Origin of the sequence: Amycolatopsis sp. TNS106, assembly GCF_019330265.1 — a bacterium.
GTDB lineage: Bacteria > Actinomycetota > Actinomycetes > Mycobacteriales > Pseudonocardiaceae > Amycolatopsis > Amycolatopsis lurida.
Map to the genome: position 1 here is coordinate 504721 of NZ_CP024972.1, position 17566 is coordinate 522286.

A 17566-nucleotide genomic window follows, 5' to 3' on the forward strand; every position below is an offset into this window, starting at 1 on the left:
AATGCGTGAAAGTGCGCTAACAGAGCATTGACGTTGCACAAAACTGCACCTAACGTGACAGCTATTGCGCACAACTGGCACGGATGGGGAGTTCATGAGCGGGACCTTCATGGCGGCGGAGATCGCGAGCCAGCCCGGCTGCTGGCGGGAAGCGGCCGCGCTGGCCTCGGCGAACAGTGACCTGTTGCCGCCGCCGGGCGCGCGGGTCGCGATCGTCGGCTGCGGCACCTCGTGGTTCATCGGCCAGGCGTACGCCGTCCTCCGCGAGTCCGCCGGGCTCGGTGAGACCGACGCCTTCGCCGCGTCGGAGTTCCCGTCCGCCCGGGGTTACGACCACGTCGTGGCGTTGACCAGGTCGGGTACGACGACCGAGGTCCACGCCTTGCTGGCGAAGCTGCGGGGCAAGGTCCCGACCATCGCGATCACCGGCGTGCCGCGCGAGATCGAGGCCGCCGCGGACACGATCGTCGACCTTTCCGTGGTGGACGAACGCTCGGTCGTGCAGACCCGGTTCGCCACGACGGCGCTGGCGATGCTGCGCGCCCACCTCGGCGAGGACCTGACCGCGGTGGCCGACCAGGCCGAACGCGTACTCGCCGAACCGTTGCCCGACGAACTGGTCACCGCGGAGCAGTTCAGCTTCCTCGGCACCGGCTGGTCCGTGGGCATCGCGAACGAAGCCGCGCTCAAGTTCCGCGAGGCCTGCCTGCTGTGGACCGAGTCGTACCCGGCGTGGGACTACCGGCACGGGCCGATCAGCATCAGCGAGCCCGGCCGGGTGACCTGGATGTTCGGTCAGGCGCCGGAAGGGCTGGCCGGCGACGTCGCCCGCGCGGGCGGCCTGTTCGTCGAAAGCGGCCTGGACCCGCTGGCGGACCTGGTCCGCGCGCAGCGTGTCGCCGGGGTCATCGCCGCCCGCAAGGGACTCGACCCGGACAACCCCCGCAGCCTCACCCGTTCCGTCGTCCTGACCTGAAAGCCCGTTGGCGGAGCTGTGAGGTATTCGGAAAGGGACCAGCGGTCGCGGGTTCACCGACAGGCGAATGGGGCCGCGTCGTGATCGTCACCGTCACGCCGAACACCGCGCTGGACGTCACGTACACAGTGGACGGTCTGCGGCCCGGTGACGTGCACCGGGTACGGGACGTGCGACACCGGGCGGGCGGCAAGGGCGTCAACGTCGCCCGCGTGCTGCACACGCTCGGCGCCGACGTCCGGGCGGTCTTCACGGCGGGTGGCTCGACGGGAGCCGCCGTCGTGGGTGATCTCGCGGCGGCGGGTATCGCGGCGGGTGTCGTCCCGATCGGCGGCGAAACGCGGCGCACCACCACGGTCCTCGCGGGCGACGGATCGGTCACGTTGCTCAACGAGCCGGGGCCACGGCTCACCGAGGACGAATGGCAAGCGCTTGCGTCGGCCGTCAGAACCCGGAAACCGGAAGTGCTCGTCTGTTCGGGCAGCCTGCCGCCCGGAGCCGGGGGATACGCCGGGCTCTTCGGCGACGCACCGTCCATCTTGGACACTTCCGGCGAGGCGCTGCTCGCCGGACTGGCCGGGAAGCCGTCCGTGGTCAAACCGAACGCGGACGAGCTGCGTGAGGTCACCGGCCTGCGGGACCCGGTGGCCGCCGCGGCCGAACTCCGCAGGGCCGGGGCGGGCGCCGTCGTCGTCTCGCTGGGGCCCGAGGGGCTCCTGGCGGTGACCGGATCCGGCACCTGGCACGCGGCACCGTCCACTGTGCTCCGCGGCAACACCACCGGCGCGGGTGACGCCGTCGTCGCCGCGCTGGCGCTGGGGCTCAGCCGCGCCGAATCGTGGCCGGACATCCTGCGCCGGGCCGTCGCGTTGTCCGGGGCGGCCGTGCTCGGCCCGCTCGCGGGCGACGTCGACCTCGCGCACTACCAAGCCGAACAGGGGCTGGTCGCCGTGCGCGCCCGCCCGGACTAGGAGAACTGCCATGCCTCTGGTGGGAACCGGGGAGATCGTCGGAGCCGCCGCGGCGGCCGGGCGCGGCTGCGGCGCGTTCAACGCGATCCAGCTCGAACACATCACCGCCATCGTCGACGGCGCGGCCGCGGCCGAAGCGCCGGTGATCGTGCAGCTGAGCCAGAACGCCGTGAAGTACCACGGCTCGCTGGCGCCGGTGGGCGCGGCGGCGCTGGCCGCGGCGAGAAGCGCCGCCACACCGGTCGCCGTGCACCTCGACCACGCCGAATCGGCCGACCTCGTCCGCGAGGCGGTCGCGCTCGGCTTCGGCTCCGTCATGTTCGACGCGTCCAAACTGGACTACACCGACAACGTGCGGACGACCAGGGAAGTCGCCGCGTACTGCCATGACCACGGGGTCTGGGTCGAGGCCGAACTCGGCGAGGTCGGGGGCAAGGACGGCGTCCACGCGCCCGGCGCGCGCACCGATCCGGACGAGGCGGCGGAGTTCGTCGCGTCCACCGGGGTCGACGCGCTCGCGGTGGCGGTGGGCAGTTCGCACGCCATGCTCACCCGTGACGCCGCACTGGACTTCGAGCTGATCGCGCGCCTGCGGGAACGCGTGCCGGTGCCGCTGGTGCTGCACGGTTCGTCCGGCGTACCGGACGAGGGGCTGACCGAGGCGGTACGGGCCGGGATGACGAAGATCAACATCGCCACCCAGCTCAACAAGGTGTTCACCGCGGCCGCCGCGGAAGACTGGCGCGCGCATCCGGAGCGCGTGGACCCGCGAAAGTACCTCGGTGCCGGGCGCGCCGCGGTCGCCGTCGAGGTGCGGCGGCTGCTGGGAGTGCTCAAGCTTGATCATGTTGAACCGGTCAAGGTGACGATTGAGCAGACTTTGCGCGATTAAGTGTTGACATGTGCGCGAAACCTCACAAAACTGCGCAACAACAAGCAGAACTTGTGTGATCTTCGATCCAGGTGGTGGCGGATGCGGGTAGGCAGGCTCACGGCAGTGACATCAGCGATGGCAGGGGCGGCGCTCCTGCTCGCGGGATGCGGCGGCGGGGACGCGGCCGGTGGCACCGGCGAGAACGCGCTCCCGGGCGTCGACCAGTTCCTCAACGCGCCCTGTCCGGAAGCGGGCGTGAAACCCGTGACGGACAAGGAATTCACGTACTGGTCCATGTGGACGGCCGACGAGCCGCAGGGCAAGGTTCTCCAAAAGGCCTTCAAATGCTTCCAGGAGAAGACCGGCGTCAAGGTCGACGTGCAGTGGCTGGGCCGCAAGGCCTACACGCAGAACCTGGTGCCCGCGCTGAACACCGACGCGGTGCCGGACCTGTTCGACCAGGACGTCAGCAAGGTCGGCGCGGCGGTCATGACGCCGGGCGGCACGCAGAGCGTCGACGACGTGTTCGCGATGAAGGTCGGCGAGGGTGACAAGACCGTCAAGGACGTGCTTTCGCCCAGCTCGTACGACTTCCCGCAGAACAAGGACCGCGAGGGCCACAACTTCATGGTCCCGTACACGATCCAGTCGAGCGCGTGGTGGTTCAACAAGGACACCGCAGGCGACATCCAGCAGCCGAAGACGATGGACGAGCTGATCGGCCTGTTCGACAAGGCGAAGGCCGACGGCAAGGCCGCCATCAGCCTCGACGGCGACATCCCGTTCTACAACATGTACTTCTACACCCAGCTCGCCGAGCGGTACGTCGGCGCGGGCGGGCTCTACAAGGCCGCGACCGACAAGACCGGCCAGGCGTGGAAGACCGAGCCCGGTTTCCTCAAGGCGGCCACCGAAACCGCGAAGCTGCCCAAGTACTTCATCGACGGCTGGGACGCGGCGAAGTTCCCGCAGGTGCAGCAGCGCTGGGCGGACGGCGACTCCCGGTTCCTCTACGTCGGCAGCTGGGCGCCGAGCGAGACCCGTGAGTACCTGGACAAGCAGGGCGCCGGAACGAAGATCAACTACGGCTCCTTCCAGTTCCCCATGCCCGAAGGCGCCACGCACGACACCGTCGAGCAGATGTCGATCGGCTTCTCGGTGACCAAGAAGGCCAAGCACCCCGAGGCGGCCAAGGCGTTCATCGCCTACTTCCTCAACAAGGACCTGCTCGCCGGGATCCCGATCGTGGCCGACAACCTCGTGCCGCGTGCCGACCTCGCCGTGCCGGACGACCTCAAGCAGGTCAAGGCCGCGCTGGACGACCCGAAGAAGGAGCACGTCCTGCAGTACGACGGGATCGACGGTATCGCCGGCGGCAAATGGCAGACCGACGTCTTCGACCCCGCCGACATCGCGCTGCTGAAGGGGCAGATCACCCCGCAGCAGTTCGTGGACCAGCTCGCCACCAAGGGCGCCGAGTTCTGGAAGAACCAGGGCTGATGGCGACGGTCACGACGCCGCCGAGGCCGACCGCGCCGTCGGTGCGGGCGGTGAAGGCCGGGGCGCACCTGGGTCGCAAGAAACGGCTGTTCTGGCCGTTTGCCGCGCCGGCGCTGGTGCTGTACCTGGCCTTCCTGGTCCTGCCGACGATCGCGACCGTCGTGCTGAGCTTCACCAGCTGGGCCGGGGCGGGGGACACGCCGGAACCGAACGGCGTCACCAACTATACGCAGATGTGGGCGAGCGACTCGTTCCAGTACGCCTTCCGCAACACGCTGATCTACGTGTTCCTCGGCGGGATCGGCACGTTCGCGCTGGCGTTCCTGTTCACGATGGTGCTGCGGGACATGAAGGGCGGCAAGATCGTCCGCGCGATCCTGTTCTTCCCGAACATCGTCGCGCCGGTCGCGCTCGGCATGTTCCTCGGCTTCGTCTTCAAGTACCAGCCGGGGAAGCAGGGCCTGGCGAACTACGTGCTGGAGAGTCTCGGCGCGGACGCGGCGAAGTTCCTCGCACCGTCCAATGTGACCGGTGTGGTGACGGCTTCGCTGATCTGGGCCAGCTCCGGTTTCTACATCACCATCCTGATGGCCGCGGTCGACCGCATCCCGCCGTATCTCTACGAGGACGCCGAGCTGGGCGGCGCGTCGCCGTGGCAGAAGTTCAAGAACATCACGCTGCCGATGACCTGGGACGTCGTCGGGGTCGCCGGGGTGCTGTGGACGATCAACGCGCTCAAGATCTTCGAGCTGGTGTTCGTGCTGGCCGGTCCGGGCACCTACGCCCCGCCCAACGAGGCGTGGACGTTGGGGATCTACGTGTTCGACCGGACCTTCGGCTCGAACGGCACCCCGGACTTCGGTGCCGCGTGTGCCTGCGCGGTGGCGATGATCGCGCTGGTGTCCGTGCTCGTGGTCCTGCTCCGCCGGTTGATGCGCCGTGACGCGATCCAGTTCTGAGGGAGATCACATGTCCGTCACCGACGTCGAGGCGCCTGCGCGCCCGTCGCCGAAACCGGTGCGCAAGCCGCCACGCAAACCGCGTCCGGCGCCCGGCTCCAAACGGTTCAGCCCGTTGCGGGTACTGGGTTCCACCATCGTGTGGCTGTTCACCGCGGGCAACATCCTGGTGCTGTACTGGCTGCTCACGGCGTCGTTCAAGACGCCGGTGGAGATCTTCACCAAGCCGTTCGCCCTGCCGTACCAGTGGTTCCATGTCGGCAAGCCGTTCCGGAACTTCATCTACGCCTGGAACAACGCCGGGTTCGGGCAGGCCGTGCTGACCACCGTGCTCCTGGTCGGGCTGGCGACGGTCGTGACCGTCGCCGTCTCCGCGCCCTGCGCGTATGCCCTGACCAGGCTCGGTGTCCGCGGTGCCGGCCCGATGACGAACGTCGTCGCGATCGGGATGGGCGTGCCGTTCCAGACCGTGATCATCCCGCTGTTCGTGGTGCTCAGCAAAGTGCACCTGGACAACGAGTACGGCCTGTTCGTGCTGTACGTGGCGCTGTCGATCCCGTTCACGGTGTTCCTCATGACGGGGTTCTTCCGGTCGCTGCCGGACGAACTGGAGGAGGCGGCCGCGCTCGACGGTGCGTCTCCGACGCGCACGTTCTTCTCGGTCATGCTGCCGCTGACCCGCGGCGGGATGATCACCGCGCTGACGCTGAACGCCATCGGCCTGTGGAACGAGACGCTGCTGGCGATCGTGTTCCTCAAGGACCAGGCGCATTTCACGCTGTCCCGCGCGCTCTTCACCTTCTACGGGGCCGCGAGCTACCAGTCGGAGTACGGCGGCCTGATCGCCGGGGTGGCGATCGTCGTGCTCCCGATGCTCGTGCTCTACCTCGTGCTCGCCCGCCGGATCATCACCGGCCTGACCCTCGGCGCCGGAAAGTAGGACCTGATGGCCACCGTGACCTTCTCCGACACCACGCGGTTCTACGCCGGCGTGGAACGCCCCGCGGTCGACGGCCTCGACCTGGAGGTCGCCGACGGCGAATTCCTGGTGCTGGTCGGCCCGTCCGGCTGCGGGAAGTCGACCACGCTGCGGATGCTCGCCGGGCTGGAAGGCGTCGACGACGGCACCATCCACATCGGCGACCGCGACGTCACCGAACTCCCGCCGAAGGACCGGGACATCGCCATGGTGTTCCAGAACTACGCGCTCTACCCGCATATGACGGTGGGGGAGAACATCGGCTTCCACCTGAAGCTGGCGAAGATGGCCAAGGCCGAACGCGAACGCAAGGTGCGCGAGGCCGCGGCGGTGCTCGACCTGACCGAGTACCTGGACCGCAAACCCGCGAATCTGTCCGGCGGGCAGCGGCAGCGCGTCGCGATGGGGCGGGCGATCGTGCGGGAGCCCAGCGTGTTCCTGATGGACGAGCCACTGTCCAATCTGGACGCGAAGCTCCGGGTGCAGACGCGGACCCAGATCGCGTCCCTGCAGCGGCGGCTGGGCATCACGACGCTCTACGTCACGCACGACCAGGTCGAGGCGATGACCATGGGCGATCGGGTCGCCGTGCTGAAGGACGGGATCCTGCAGCAGTGCGACACTCCGGTCGGGCTGTTCGCGAAGCCGGTCAACGTGTTCGTCGCCGGGTTCATCGGCTCGCCCGCGATGAACCTCCTGGAGACCACTGTGGACACCGACGGCGCCGTCGCAGGCGGCACGCGGCTGCCGCTGACCCCGGCACAGCGTTCGGCGCTGACCGGTCCCGGCATCGTCGTCGGCGTCCGGCCCGAGGGCTGGACGATCGGGGACGGCGGTTTCGAGGCCGTCGTCGAGGTCGTCGAGGAACTGGGCAGCGACCAGTATCTCTACTGCCGGGACGGCGATCGCGTGCTGACGGTCCGCACCCCGGGCATGGCCCCGTGGCAGCGCGGCGAGCCGATCACCCTGACGCCGCAACCGGGCGCGGTGCACCTGTTCGACGCCGCCACCGGCGATCGGCTCCCGGACGCATGACCCGCCTGTACCGCACCGGGCTGGTGCTCCCGGCCGCCGAGCTGGGGCTGGAGAACCCCTTGCCGCCTCTTCGGAAACCCGAAGCGGTGGCCAAGGTGTCCAATGTGGACGAGCTGCCACCGGAGCTGGCGGAGAACATCGGCTACGGCCGTCTGGACACGCCGCTGCCGTGTCTGCTGCAGGACGGCTACACCCGCGAGCGCACGGAACGCGAGCTTCCGGCGCTGGTGCTGGAGAACGAAGAACTCCGCGCCACCGTGCTGCCGTCGCTGGGCGGACGGCTGTACTCGCTGGTCCACAAGCCGTCCGGCCGCGAGCTGCTCTATCGCAATCCGGTGTTCCAGCCGGCGAACCTCGCCCTGCGGGACGCGTGGTTCGCGGGCGGTGTCGAATGGAATCTCGGGAGTACCGGGCATACGACGCTGACCTGCGAGCCGATGTTCGCCGCGGAGATCGAGGGGCCGGACGGCACGCCGGTGCTGCGGCTGTGGGAGTGGGAACGCACTCGCGACCTGCCGTACCAGATCGACTTCTGGCTGCCCGACGGCTCGGAGCACCTGCTCGTGGCCGTGCGGGTGCGGAACCCGCATCCCCACGACGTCCCGGTGTACTGGTGGTCGAATATCGCGGTGCCGCAGAACGAAGGCACCCGGGTGCTGGCGCCCGCGACCCAGGCGTGGCACTACGGCTATTCGGGGCGGCTCGACCTGGTCGACGTGCCGGGCGAGCTGACCTATCCAGCCCGCGCCGAAGCCGCGGCGGACTACTTCTTCGAAGTGACCGGAAGGCCGTGGGTCGCCGCCGTCGAGGCCGACGGGACGGGGCTGGCCCAGCTGTCCACCGGCCGCCTGCGCGGCCGGAAGCTGTTCCTGTGGGGTGAATCCACCGGTGGACGCCGCTGGCAGGAGTGGCTGGCTCCCGGCGCCGGCGGCTACCTGGAAATCCAGGCCGGGCTGGCCCGCACCCAGCTGGAGCATCTGCGCTTGCCGCCGGGGGAGAGCTGGGACTGGCTGGAGGCTTACGGTCCGGTCACCGTCGATCCGGCGACGGCGCACGGGGACGACTGGGCGGCTGCTCGCGAAGCCGTCGCCACCGGACTGCCGTCGGCGGAGTCTCTGGACGAGTATCTCGGTGCCTGGCGGAAGATCGCCGACGTCACGCCGGAATCCTTCCTGTCCACCGGCTCCGGCTGGGGAGCGCTGGAAAACCGGCGCGCGCCGATGTGCCTGCCCGGCACGCCGTTCCCGGACGAGTCGCTCGGGCGGGACCAGGAGCCGTGGCTCGCGTTGCTCGACGGGACGCCACCGGACGGTGATCCGCTCGCGGTGCCGCCGCCGACGCTGGTGAACCGGTACTGGGCGGACATCCTGGAGTACGCGCCGAAGAACTGGCTCACCTGGTACCACCGAGGTGTCGCCCACTGGGCCGCCGGACGGCATTCGGACGCTGTCGGAGCCTGGCGCGAGTCCGTCTCGGCGGCCGAGAACCCTTGGGCACTGCGGAATCTCGCGGTCGTCACGGCCGGGCACGAGGCCGCATGGCTGTACCGGCGGGCGGTCGCCCTCGTGCCGTCACTGCGTCCTCTGGTCGTCGAGGCCATCGCGGCGCAACTCGCCGCCGGCCTCCCGGACGAAGCGGGCGAGCTGCTGGCCGGGCTGCCGGTGGAGGGACGGATCGCCCTGCTGACCGCCCGCACCCGGCTGGCCCTCGGCGACGCCGCCGGGGCCAAGGCCGTGTACGACACGGGTTTCGAGGTCGCGAACATCAGGGAAGGGGAAACGTCTTTGTCGGACATTTGGGCGGCGGTCTCCGGGGAACCGCTGCCGGAACAGCACGACTTCCGGATGAAGTGACCGGCCGGGCCACTCGACCGGCGTGCCGCTCGCGGCGGACAACCGCGATGCAGCATACTGCTCGAAACAGTGGCCAACAGCGCAACGTCATGCGCGATAGGCCGCAGCGAGCTAGGAGTGGCGCCGATGGCCCGGCACGAACGGCTGAGCACCCTGCTGGACCTGCTGGGGCAGCGGGAAAAGATCGACGTCGAGGACGTGGCCGAGGAGCTGAACGTCTCCGCGGCCACGATCCGGCGCGACCTCGATCACCTGGCGGAGCAGCAGCTGCTCACCCGCACCCGAGGTGGCGCGGTGGCCAACGATCTCGCCTACGACCTGCCGTTGCGGTACAAGACCGCGCGGCACGTGCCCGAAAAGCAGCGGATCAGCGTCGCCGCGGCGGCGCTCGTCGCGCAGGGCATGGTGGTGGGCCTCAACGGCGGGACGACGACGGCCGGGGTCGCGCGGTCGCTGGCGACGCGGTCCGATCTGGCCGGTCTCCGTGATTCGCCGGGGCTGACCGTGGTCACCAACGCGCTGAACATCGCGCACGAACTCGCGGTCCGGCCGCATGTGAAGATCGTGGTCACCGGCGGGGTCGCGCGTCCGCAGTCGTTCGAGCTCAGTGGTCCGCTGGCGACGCGCGTGCTCAGTGAACTGACGATCGACCTGCTGTTCCTCGGCGTCGACGCGTTCGACGCCGACGCAGGGGCCTTCGCGCATCACGAGGGCGAGGCGAGTATCAACCGGCTGATGGTCGAGCGGGCGGAACGCGTCGTCGCGGTCGCCGACGGTTCGAAGCTGGGCCGTCGCGCGTTCGCGCGGATTTGCGCGACCCCGCAGGTGCACGCCCTGGTCACCGACTCCAACGCCGATCCGAAGGTGCTGCGGGCCTTCGAGGCCGCCGGCGTCGAGGTCCAAGCCGTCTGACCAAGTCCGTGAAGGCCCCCTTTCCTGTCGAGATAGCGCGGACCTGGTTCTGAACACTGACAGGGCGGGCAACTGCCGAAAGTGTCCACAAGGGACACTTCTTGGCGACGGAATGTCCACTTGATGCACGTATGCCCGGTTCCGCGCGGGGTCGTGAGTGGTAAAGAGGGTTAGAACAACCCAAAACACTCACGACCCCCTCGCGAAGACGTGCAAATCGCCCTAATTGGGCACTGCGCCCTTGATTCGAGTCCCTTGTGGACGGTTCGGATCCAGGCCTCTTGACCGAGTCTGCTCCTGTGGGCGCCGCCGACAGGGGCACTCTTTGTGACATAAGGATCTTCGGGCGGCCCGACGAAAGTCGGCAGCACCGCTTCGGCGGATGACTTTGCGCGAACCGTGCGCTATACAGGGAACATCTTGCGTATTCATGCGCGAAAGGTGTCTCGAATGAGCAGAGTTGCGCAATCCCTGAGTTGTTTGGCCGCAGTGGCCTTACTCGGGCTTTCCCCGGTCGCCGCCCACGCGGATCCGGCCGCGGCGTCGTCCGGCAAGCTGGGCGATCTGACCGGGATCTCCGCCGAAGGCCCCACGGTCACGCTGAAGTCGGGAAGTGCCGCGGTGCGCGTCGGCTTCCCGGCCGAAGGCGCCGTCCGGGTCTGGCTGGCGCCGGACGGCACGTTCACCGATCCGGCCGGAAGCAAGATCGTGCTGCCGCGTACCGGTGCCCCGGTCACGCCGAAAAGGACGGACAAGGGGGACTACTGGGCGATTTCCACGGGCAAGGCGACGCTGCGGGCGTACAAGCACCCGCTGCGGCTCGCGTTGTACGACGGCGCGGACCGCAAGCGGCTCTGGGAGGAGTCTGCGCCGCTGTCGTGGACCGGCAAGCAGACCACGCAGACCCTCGCCCGGACGGCGACCGAGCAGTTCGTGGGCGGCGGCGAGCAGAACGGCCGCTTCAGCCACCGTGACCAGACGATCCGGATCTTCGCCGACTACAACTGGAACGACGGCGGAGCCCCGAACTCGCAGCCGTTCTACGCCTCCACAGCCGGATACGGCGTGCTGCGCAACACCTTTGCGCAGGGCACCTACGCCTTCACCGAGCCGGTGCGCACCACGCACGACGAGCGCCGCTTCGACGCGACGTACGTCGTCGGCGATGGGCTCAAGGACGTCATCACCGGCTACACCGATCTGGTCGGGAAGCCTTTCCTGCCACCGCTCTACGGTCTCGAACACGGTGACGCCGACTGCTACCTGCACAACGCCAACCGTGGTGAGCGGCACACGCTGGACGCGGTCAAGGTCGCGGAGGGCTACACCGAGCACGGCATGCCCAACGGCTGGATGCTCGTCAACGACGGATACGGCTGCGGGTACGAAAACCTCCAGCAGACCGGTGAAGGCCTCCGCAAGAACAACATGCAGCTCGGGCTGTGGACCGAGAACGGCGTGCCGAACCAGGTCGAGGAGGTCAAGGCCGGCGTCCGGGTCCGCAAACTCGACGTCGCGTGGGTCGGCCCGGGGTACGAGTTCGCGCTGGACGCCTGCGACACCGCGTACAAGGGCATCGAGGACAACAGCGACGCGCGCGGTTTCGTCTGGACGCCGGTCAGCTGGGCGGGCGCGCAACGCTGTGGCGTGCTGTGGAGCGGCGACCAGGCCGGTTCGTACGACTACATCAAATGGCAGATCCCGACCTACGCCGGCGCCACGACGTCCGGCATGGCGTACAACACCGGCGACATCGACGGCATCTTCGGCGGCAGCCCGCAGACCTACGTCCGCGACCTGCAGTGGAAGGCGTTCCTGCCGGTCTCGATGACGATGGACGGCTGGGCCGCGTCGGACAAGCAGCCGTGGCGCTACGGCGAGCCGTACACCTCGATCAACCGCAAGTACCTGCTGCTCAAGGAGCGGCTGCTGCCCTACACCTACAGCCATTCGGTGGAGGCGCACAAGACCGGCGTCGGGCAGGTCCGCCCGCTGGCGCTCGAGTACCCGGACGACCCGAACGTCTGGGGCGAGAAGGCGAAGTACGAGTTCCTCTCCGGCAAGGACTTCCTGGTCGCGCCGGTGTACGAGAACTCGACCGTCCGCAACGGCATCTACCTGCCGAAGGGCACCTGGGTCGACTACTGGAGCGGCAAGACCTACACCGGACCGACCACTGTGGACGGTTACGACGCGCCGCTCGACACGCTGCCGCTGTTCGTCCGCGCCGGGGCCGTGGTACCGATGTGGGCCGAAGGCACGAAGTCGTGGCAGACCAGGGACAAGGGCGTGCTCGACCTCGACGTCTATCCGCAGGGCAAGGGTGCCTTCACGCTCACGGAGGACGACGGCGTGACTCGCGCCTACAAGAACGGCGACCAGGCGAAGCAGACGTTCACAGTCGACGCGCCGACGTCCGGCCTGGGCACGGTGACGGTTGGGATCGGCGCCAGTTCCGGTTCCTACACCGGGAAGCCCGCGTCGCGGAACTACCAGCTGACCGTCCACACGGGAAGCAAGCCCGCGACGGTACTGGCCGGCACTTCGATCCTGCGGCAGTACGGCAGCAAAGCCGAACTGGACGCCGCACCGTCGGGCTGGTGGTTCGACCCGGCCACCGGTGGGGTCGTCCGGGTCAAGACCGGCAAGATCGGTGCCGGTGATCGTCAGGACGTCCGGCTGTTCGGCACGAGCGCGGTCGGCGGGATCTTCCCCGAAGACCGCGACGGTTCGGTCGCCCTCTCCGTGCCGGCGGTCGCCGGTCCGGGGCAGACCGCGACGGGCACGCTGAGCTTCACCAACGGCACGCCGCTGCCGGTCCGGGACGTCTCCTTCTCCCTGCCTGCCAAGGGTTTCCGAGTCGAGGTGCCCGCCGGGCCGCGACTGGTGATGCCCGGCAAGACCGTCCAGGTCCCGGTGAAGGTGACGCCGGACGCGGGGATCAAGCCGGACGACTACCAGCTCACCGCGTCGGCGTCGTACCAGGCGCGGCTCGGCGAGCACCGGGTCACCGACTCGGTGACGGTCACCGTGCCGCATGCTTCGCTGGCCGCGGCCTACGGCAACGTCGGCGTCACCGACGCGGCCCACGTCGCGGTGGGTGATCTCGATGGCGGCGGCAGCAGTTTCCGGGCGGAAGGGCTCGCCGAGGCAGGTCTCAAGCCCGGCGCGGGCTTCTCCGCACTCGGTGCTCAGCTGACCTGGCCCGTGACCGGTAGCGGGCAGAAGGACAACGTGCTCGCGTCCGGTCAGACGATCGCGGTGCGGGGTACGGGCGCCAAGCTGGTGCTGGCGGGAACCGGTACGGGCACGGCGAAGGGCACGGTGGTCGTCCGCTACGCCGATGGCAGCACCAGCCGGGCCGAACTCGGATTCCCCAACTGGTGCTGCGCCGATCCGGCCCAGTACGGCGCGACCACGGTGGCGACCGTGCTGGGCAAGAACACCCGCACGGGGGCCGCGTACCCGACCACGCCGTACCGGGTGTTCGCGAACTCCGTCCCGCTGACCGCGGGGAAGGAGGTCGTCGCGGTGACCTTGCCGTCGAACACCGCGATGCACGTCTTCGCGGCGGGCATCGGCTGAGCGCCTCGTGAGTGGTAAGGACGGTTAGAACCGTCCTTACCACTCACGAGTCAAGCCGCGACGGGCGTCCACAGCGCGTCGATGGCGCGTTCGGCCTCGGCCTGGCTGGCTTCGGCCAGCGGGATGAGGTCCGCCATCGCCGGATTGACCATCGCCATGGTCAGCTCGGCGGTGACGAAGCGCGGTTCGAGGCCGGTCAACGAGATACCGTGCGGGATCCACGCCTGCGCGTGGTCCCAGCCCTCGCGTGGGGTGCCTTCTCCGTAACCGCCGCCGCGTGCGGTCACGACGATGAAGTCACGGCCGCTGAGCAGGCCTTCCCTGGTCTCCATGTTGACCGACAGTCCCGGCGCGATCAGGTGGTCCACCCAGGCCTTGACCGTGCTCGGCGGGCCGAAGTTGTACAGCGGCAGGCCCAGCAGGATCGTGTCGGCCGCCTTCACCTCGTCGACGAGCTCCTTGATGAGCCGCCAGGCCGCGGCCTGCTCCGGGGTGTGCTGCTCCGGCGGGGTCGCCTTGGCCGCGTTGGCCGCCGCGTCCAGATGCGGTACCGGGTGGTTGCCCAGGTCGCGGTAGGTGACCGTGCCTTCCGGATGCGCGGCGCGCCAGGCCGCGGCGGCACGCGCGGTGAGGCGGCGGCTGATCGAGTGCTCGCCCGTGATGCTCGAGTCGATGTGCAGCAGGTGCGTCATGCCTACTATCTTGCACAGATAGTTTGTGTAACGCAAACCATTGATGCTGTGGCGACCATCATGGGGAACGTACACTTGACGGGTGCCCGAACTCCCGGTCGTGAACCAGCCCCCGCACCGCTGCGGCGCGCTGCTCGACCACGTCACCCGCCGGATCCGGCTGCGCAGCGAGTCCGTCCTGACCCCGCTCGGCCTGCGGCCACGGCACCTCGTCGCGCTGACCGTGCTGCGTGACCTCGGCGGCTGCTCGCAGCAGGACCTCGCCAAGACGCTGGAGATGGACAGCACGAACGTCGTCGGGCTGTTGAACGACCTCGAGTCCGCGAACCTGATCGAGCGCCGGCGGTCACCGGCGGACCGGCGCCGCCACATCGTCGAACTCACCGATGTCGGACTGAAGCAGCTCGTCAAGGCCGAGTTCGCCCTCGCCGCGGTCGAAGACGAGGTACTCGGCGCGCTCGACAAGGATCAGCGCGAGACGCTGTACACCCTGCTGTACCAGGCGGCGGGCCACGCCGAGCCCGCCGCCTGCGTCGACGCCGCACACGTCGAAAACTGCTAGCCGCCGAGGCCGAACAGGTCGTGAAGCTGCTTGGTGGCCTCGGCGCCGTACAGGACGCCTCCGACCGGGACCTCGCTTCCCACCGCGTCGATCACCCGGGCCGTCCACACGGGACCGAACGCGCCGCACAACTCGATCAGCTGCGCCCCTTCGTCGACCAGCCGCCGGGCCGCGGCGACGACCTGGTCCACGCGGCCGACCCCGATCAGCACCGTCAGGCACCGCCCGGTGTCCACACGGGACACGTCCCGCGCCGGGTCGCAGCCCTCGGCCAAGTACACGAAACCCCACTGTCGCATGACGATTCTCCTTCGTTCTCGATCACCGTGAGGTAATCGCGGAACGCGGGGTCCCGTCCACGAGGCGGATCCGTACGGCCGTCCGGGAGCGCCGAAGAGCAGAGGTCGGGCGGACGGCGCGGAGATCCGCTGTGGGCGCCGTCATACCAGCGCGGCGATCCGCTCCGAAGACTCGTGCGCCGGGTCCCACACGAGCGCGTGCCGGACGACCGGGGCCTCCCGCAGCGGCAACCAGCGCAGGCCTTCGGCCGGTTCCTCTCGGGGACGCAAGGCGACGACGTCGCCACCGTGCCGCAGTTCGGCGACGAACAGCGACCGCCGAGGCGGTCCGGCGCGGACGTGAGCAGGCCGCCAGCCCGCCGCCGCGCAGTCCGCGAGCAGCCTGTCGTGGTAGCCGGGAGCCAGCTTTCTTTCGTACAGAAGGAGGTCCAGGCCGGTGAGGTCCTCCCAGCCCACTTCGTCGAGCCGGGCCAGGGAGTGGGCGTCTGAGACGAGCACACCCAACGGCCTCTCGCTCACGACGGCGACGCGCAGTCCGTCCACGTCCTCCGGCAAGGCGAGCAGTCCGGCGTCGAGCGCGCCGCGGCGGAGGAGGTCGAGCTGCCGCGCGGCGGGCAGGTCGTCGATCTCCACCGCTTCGGCGTACAAGGCCGACAGGATGGCAGGCGGCGCACCCGGCGTCACACCGACGCGGAGCGGACGGGCCAGGGTGGCGTCGCGGACGGCCCGCGCGCCGAGTTCGGCCTCCTCCAGTATCCGCCGGGCGTGGGGGAGCAGCGCCAGGGCGGCGGCGGTGGGCGTCATCCCCGCCTGGGTCCGGACGAACAAGGTCGCGTCCAGTTCCCGTTCCAGCGCGATGATCTGCTGGCTGAGCGACGACGCGCGGAGGCCGAGACGCTCCGCCGCGCGGGTGAGATGCCCTTCCTCCGCCACGGCGCACAGATATCGAAGACGTCGTATCTCCACAGCCGCACACTAACCCGTAGGAGAATGGCGGCGTGACTGACGGAGAAGCCCGATGGCGCACCACCACGCACGACTGGGCCGGGTCCGTGGACGCCGGGCATCTGAGGTATGTCCGCCGGAACCCCGGGGAGTTCGCCCCCGGCGGAGTCGCGCACCTGATCCTCGAAGTGCTCGCCTACGCGGCGGAGGAAGCCGAAAGCACCGGCCACGGGAAGGCCGTCGTCACGGTCCACCCCGACGGCTCGGTCTCGGTGGCGGACGACGGGCGGGGCACCGACACCCGCGCGGACGGGCACGGCGGCTTCGTGAAGAAACCGGTCATGTCGACCAAGGATCTGCGCTTCTTCGATTTCCCGGGAAAACAATGGCTTCCGGACGGTCATCCGCGTCGCGGGGTGTCGGTCGTGGCGGGCCTGAGCGACTGGCTCGTGCACACCAACCGGCGGCACAACGGCTCTTGGACCCAGCGTTACGAACGCGGAGTTCCGGTCACCGATCTGACGCCGATCGCCGACGACGGTACGACGGGAACGACGGTGCACTTCTCCCCGGGCGCGGAAGTAGGCCCTGTTCGGCTGCCGGAAGTCGACGGGTGGCCGTACTTGAGGGTGGAGGTCGTCCGATGAGAAGGTGCCTGACCGCGGCGGCTTCGGTACTGGCCCTGCTCACGGGGTGCTCGGCCGGGCAGGTACCGCCGCCCGCCAAACCCGTCTACGACCTGCCGGCGCGTGAGGTCCGTCCGGACGAGACCGCCCTGCACCTGCCACCGGCGCTCAACGGGGAGACCGAGTTCTCGCTCATCGGCGTGGCCGCCGGGCTCCCCAGCCTCACCGGCAGCCACACCGAATTCGAGGCGAAGGGACAGTTCGTCCGGCTTCGGCTGGTGGTGACGGGAAAGGGCCTCTCCGGGATCCTCTTCGACACGCGGCGCCAGCAGCTCGTCACCGATTCCGGCGCGGTGATCGCGGTCGACAACCAGGCCATGACGATCAAACGGCAGCCGGACAAGTTCGAGCTCGGGCGCGGCGTGCGGGTCGAGTTCGACCTCTACTTCGATCTCCCGAAGGAGGCGAAACCCGTGGTGCTGCGGGCTTTCGGCGGTCCGACGCTGACCGACATGAAGAACCTCACCGGCACGGACATCAAGCTGACCTGAGAAGCCCGACCGGGGCTCGCGCGATGCCTTAGCCGCGTCTGATGCGATGAAGGGGGCTTTCGGCCCAGTTCAAGCGGGTCGTGAGCGGCGTTTCCGGTCACTGTGTGGATTTTGGGGCGTTGGATGACCCGAAATCCACACAGTCCGGCGAGACCGTCCCTGTCATGGCCGGTTCAGGTGGGGGTGTGTGGAAATAGGGACACTCAACGTCCCTGTTTCCACACACCGCCACCTTGCCGCACCTCTC

16 protein-coding genes are annotated in these 17566 nt (G+C 69.0%); 13 read left to right on the forward strand and 3 right to left on the reverse strand.

The annotated features are described in order from the left end of the window. Nucleotides 1-94 precede the first annotated feature (94 nt). The 10 genes from CVV72_RS02515 (at nucleotide 95) to CVV72_RS02560 (ending at nucleotide 13644) form a co-directional block, all read left to right on the forward strand. Nucleotides 95-976: an SIS domain-containing protein gene (locus tag CVV72_RS02515; protein WP_219150853.1), complete on the forward strand. Its 882-nt coding sequence runs from the start codon at nucleotides 95-97 to the stop codon at nucleotides 974-976. Nucleotides 977-1056: 80 nt separating this feature from the next. Continuing rightward, on the forward strand, nucleotides 1057-1947 hold the full coding sequence (locus tag CVV72_RS02520) for a 1-phosphofructokinase family hexose kinase (RefSeq protein ID WP_219150854.1): 891 nt from the start codon (nucleotides 1057-1059) through the stop codon (nucleotides 1945-1947). A gap of 10 nt (nucleotides 1948-1957) precedes the next feature. Next, nucleotides 1958-2839, forward strand: a complete 882-nt coding sequence (locus CVV72_RS02525; protein WP_219150855.1) for a class II fructose-bisphosphate aldolase — start codon at nucleotides 1958-1960, stop codon at nucleotides 2837-2839. Between the two features lie 81 nt (nucleotides 2840-2920). Continuing rightward, nucleotides 2921-4321, forward strand: a complete 1401-nt coding sequence (locus tag CVV72_RS02530; RefSeq protein ID WP_219150856.1) for an ABC transporter substrate-binding protein — start codon at nucleotides 2921-2923, stop codon at nucleotides 4319-4321. Then, the gene (locus tag CVV72_RS02535) at nucleotides 4321-5280 is read left to right on the forward strand and encodes a carbohydrate ABC transporter permease (RefSeq protein ID WP_219150857.1); all 960 of its coding nucleotides are present in this window, start codon (nucleotides 4321-4323) and stop codon (nucleotides 5278-5280) included. Before CVV72_RS02530 ends, CVV72_RS02535 begins: the two co-directional genes overlap by 1 nt. A gap of 10 nt (nucleotides 5281-5290) precedes the next feature. Further along, nucleotides 5291-6220 carry a carbohydrate ABC transporter permease gene (locus CVV72_RS02540; protein ID WP_125682212.1) on the forward strand — a complete coding sequence of 310 codons (930 nt, stop codon included), beginning with the start codon at nucleotides 5291-5293 and terminating at the stop codon, nucleotides 6218-6220. 6 nt (nucleotides 6221-6226) lie between these two features. Further along, a complete protein-coding gene (locus CVV72_RS02545; RefSeq protein WP_219150858.1) occupies nucleotides 6227-7294 on the forward strand; it encodes an ABC transporter ATP-binding protein in 1068 nt (355 codons plus the stop codon). Then, complete coding sequence (locus tag CVV72_RS02550) at nucleotides 7291-9147, forward strand: DUF5107 domain-containing protein (RefSeq protein ID WP_219150859.1); 1857 nt, start codon at nucleotides 7291-7293, stop codon at nucleotides 9145-9147. The genes CVV72_RS02545 and CVV72_RS02550 overlap by 4 nt, the downstream gene beginning before the upstream one ends. Before the next feature lie 126 nt (nucleotides 9148-9273). Continuing rightward, on the forward strand, nucleotides 9274-10059 hold the full coding sequence (locus CVV72_RS02555; RefSeq protein WP_034316006.1) for a DeoR/GlpR family DNA-binding transcription regulator: 786 nt from the start codon (nucleotides 9274-9276) through the stop codon (nucleotides 10057-10059). 450 nt (nucleotides 10060-10509) lie between these two features. Further along, a complete protein-coding gene (locus tag CVV72_RS02560; protein WP_255632474.1) occupies nucleotides 10510-13644 on the forward strand; it encodes a TIM-barrel domain-containing protein in 3135 nt (1044 codons plus the stop codon). Between the two features lie 50 nt (nucleotides 13645-13694). Here the strand turns inward: CVV72_RS02560 and CVV72_RS02565 are convergent, their stop codons facing one another. Then, nucleotides 13695-14336 (reverse strand): FMN-dependent NADH-azoreductase, encoded by a 642-nt coding sequence (locus CVV72_RS02565; RefSeq protein WP_219150860.1) that lies wholly within the window; start codon nucleotides 14334-14336, stop codon nucleotides 13695-13697. 82 nt (nucleotides 14337-14418) lie between these two features. Between CVV72_RS02565 and CVV72_RS02570 the strand changes: the two genes are divergently transcribed. After that, nucleotides 14419-14898, forward strand: coding sequence for a MarR family winged helix-turn-helix transcriptional regulator (locus tag CVV72_RS02570; RefSeq protein ID WP_219150861.1), 480 nt, complete (start codon nucleotides 14419-14421; stop codon nucleotides 14896-14898). On the opposite strand, the gene CVV72_RS02575 is transcribed toward CVV72_RS02570, so the two are convergent. Both CVV72_RS02575 and CVV72_RS02580 read right to left on the reverse strand, forming a co-directional pair. Next, nucleotides 14895-15197 carry a DUF6506 family protein gene (locus CVV72_RS02575; protein WP_219150862.1) on the reverse strand — a complete coding sequence of 101 codons (303 nt, stop codon included), beginning with the start codon at nucleotides 15195-15197 and terminating at the stop codon, nucleotides 14895-14897. The two genes, CVV72_RS02570 and CVV72_RS02575, sit on opposite strands and share 4 nt — an antisense overlap. Before the next feature lie 141 nt (nucleotides 15198-15338). Next, nucleotides 15339-16163 (reverse strand): LysR family transcriptional regulator, encoded by an 825-nt coding sequence (locus CVV72_RS02580; RefSeq protein WP_255632475.1) that lies wholly within the window; start codon nucleotides 16161-16163, stop codon nucleotides 15339-15341. Nucleotides 16164-16195: 32 nt separating this feature from the next. Between CVV72_RS02580 and CVV72_RS02585 the strand changes: the two genes are divergently transcribed. Both CVV72_RS02585 and CVV72_RS02590 read left to right on the forward strand, forming a co-directional pair. Next, the gene (locus tag CVV72_RS02585) at nucleotides 16196-16789 is read left to right on the forward strand and encodes an ATP-binding protein (RefSeq protein ID WP_219150863.1); all 594 of its coding nucleotides are present in this window, start codon (nucleotides 16196-16198) and stop codon (nucleotides 16787-16789) included. Continuing rightward, nucleotides 16786-17319, forward strand: a complete 534-nt coding sequence (locus CVV72_RS02590) for a DUF4352 domain-containing protein (RefSeq protein ID WP_219150864.1) — start codon at nucleotides 16786-16788, stop codon at nucleotides 17317-17319. Before CVV72_RS02585 ends, CVV72_RS02590 begins: the two co-directional genes overlap by 4 nt. The last annotated feature ends 247 nt before the right edge of the window (nucleotides 17320-17566 follow it).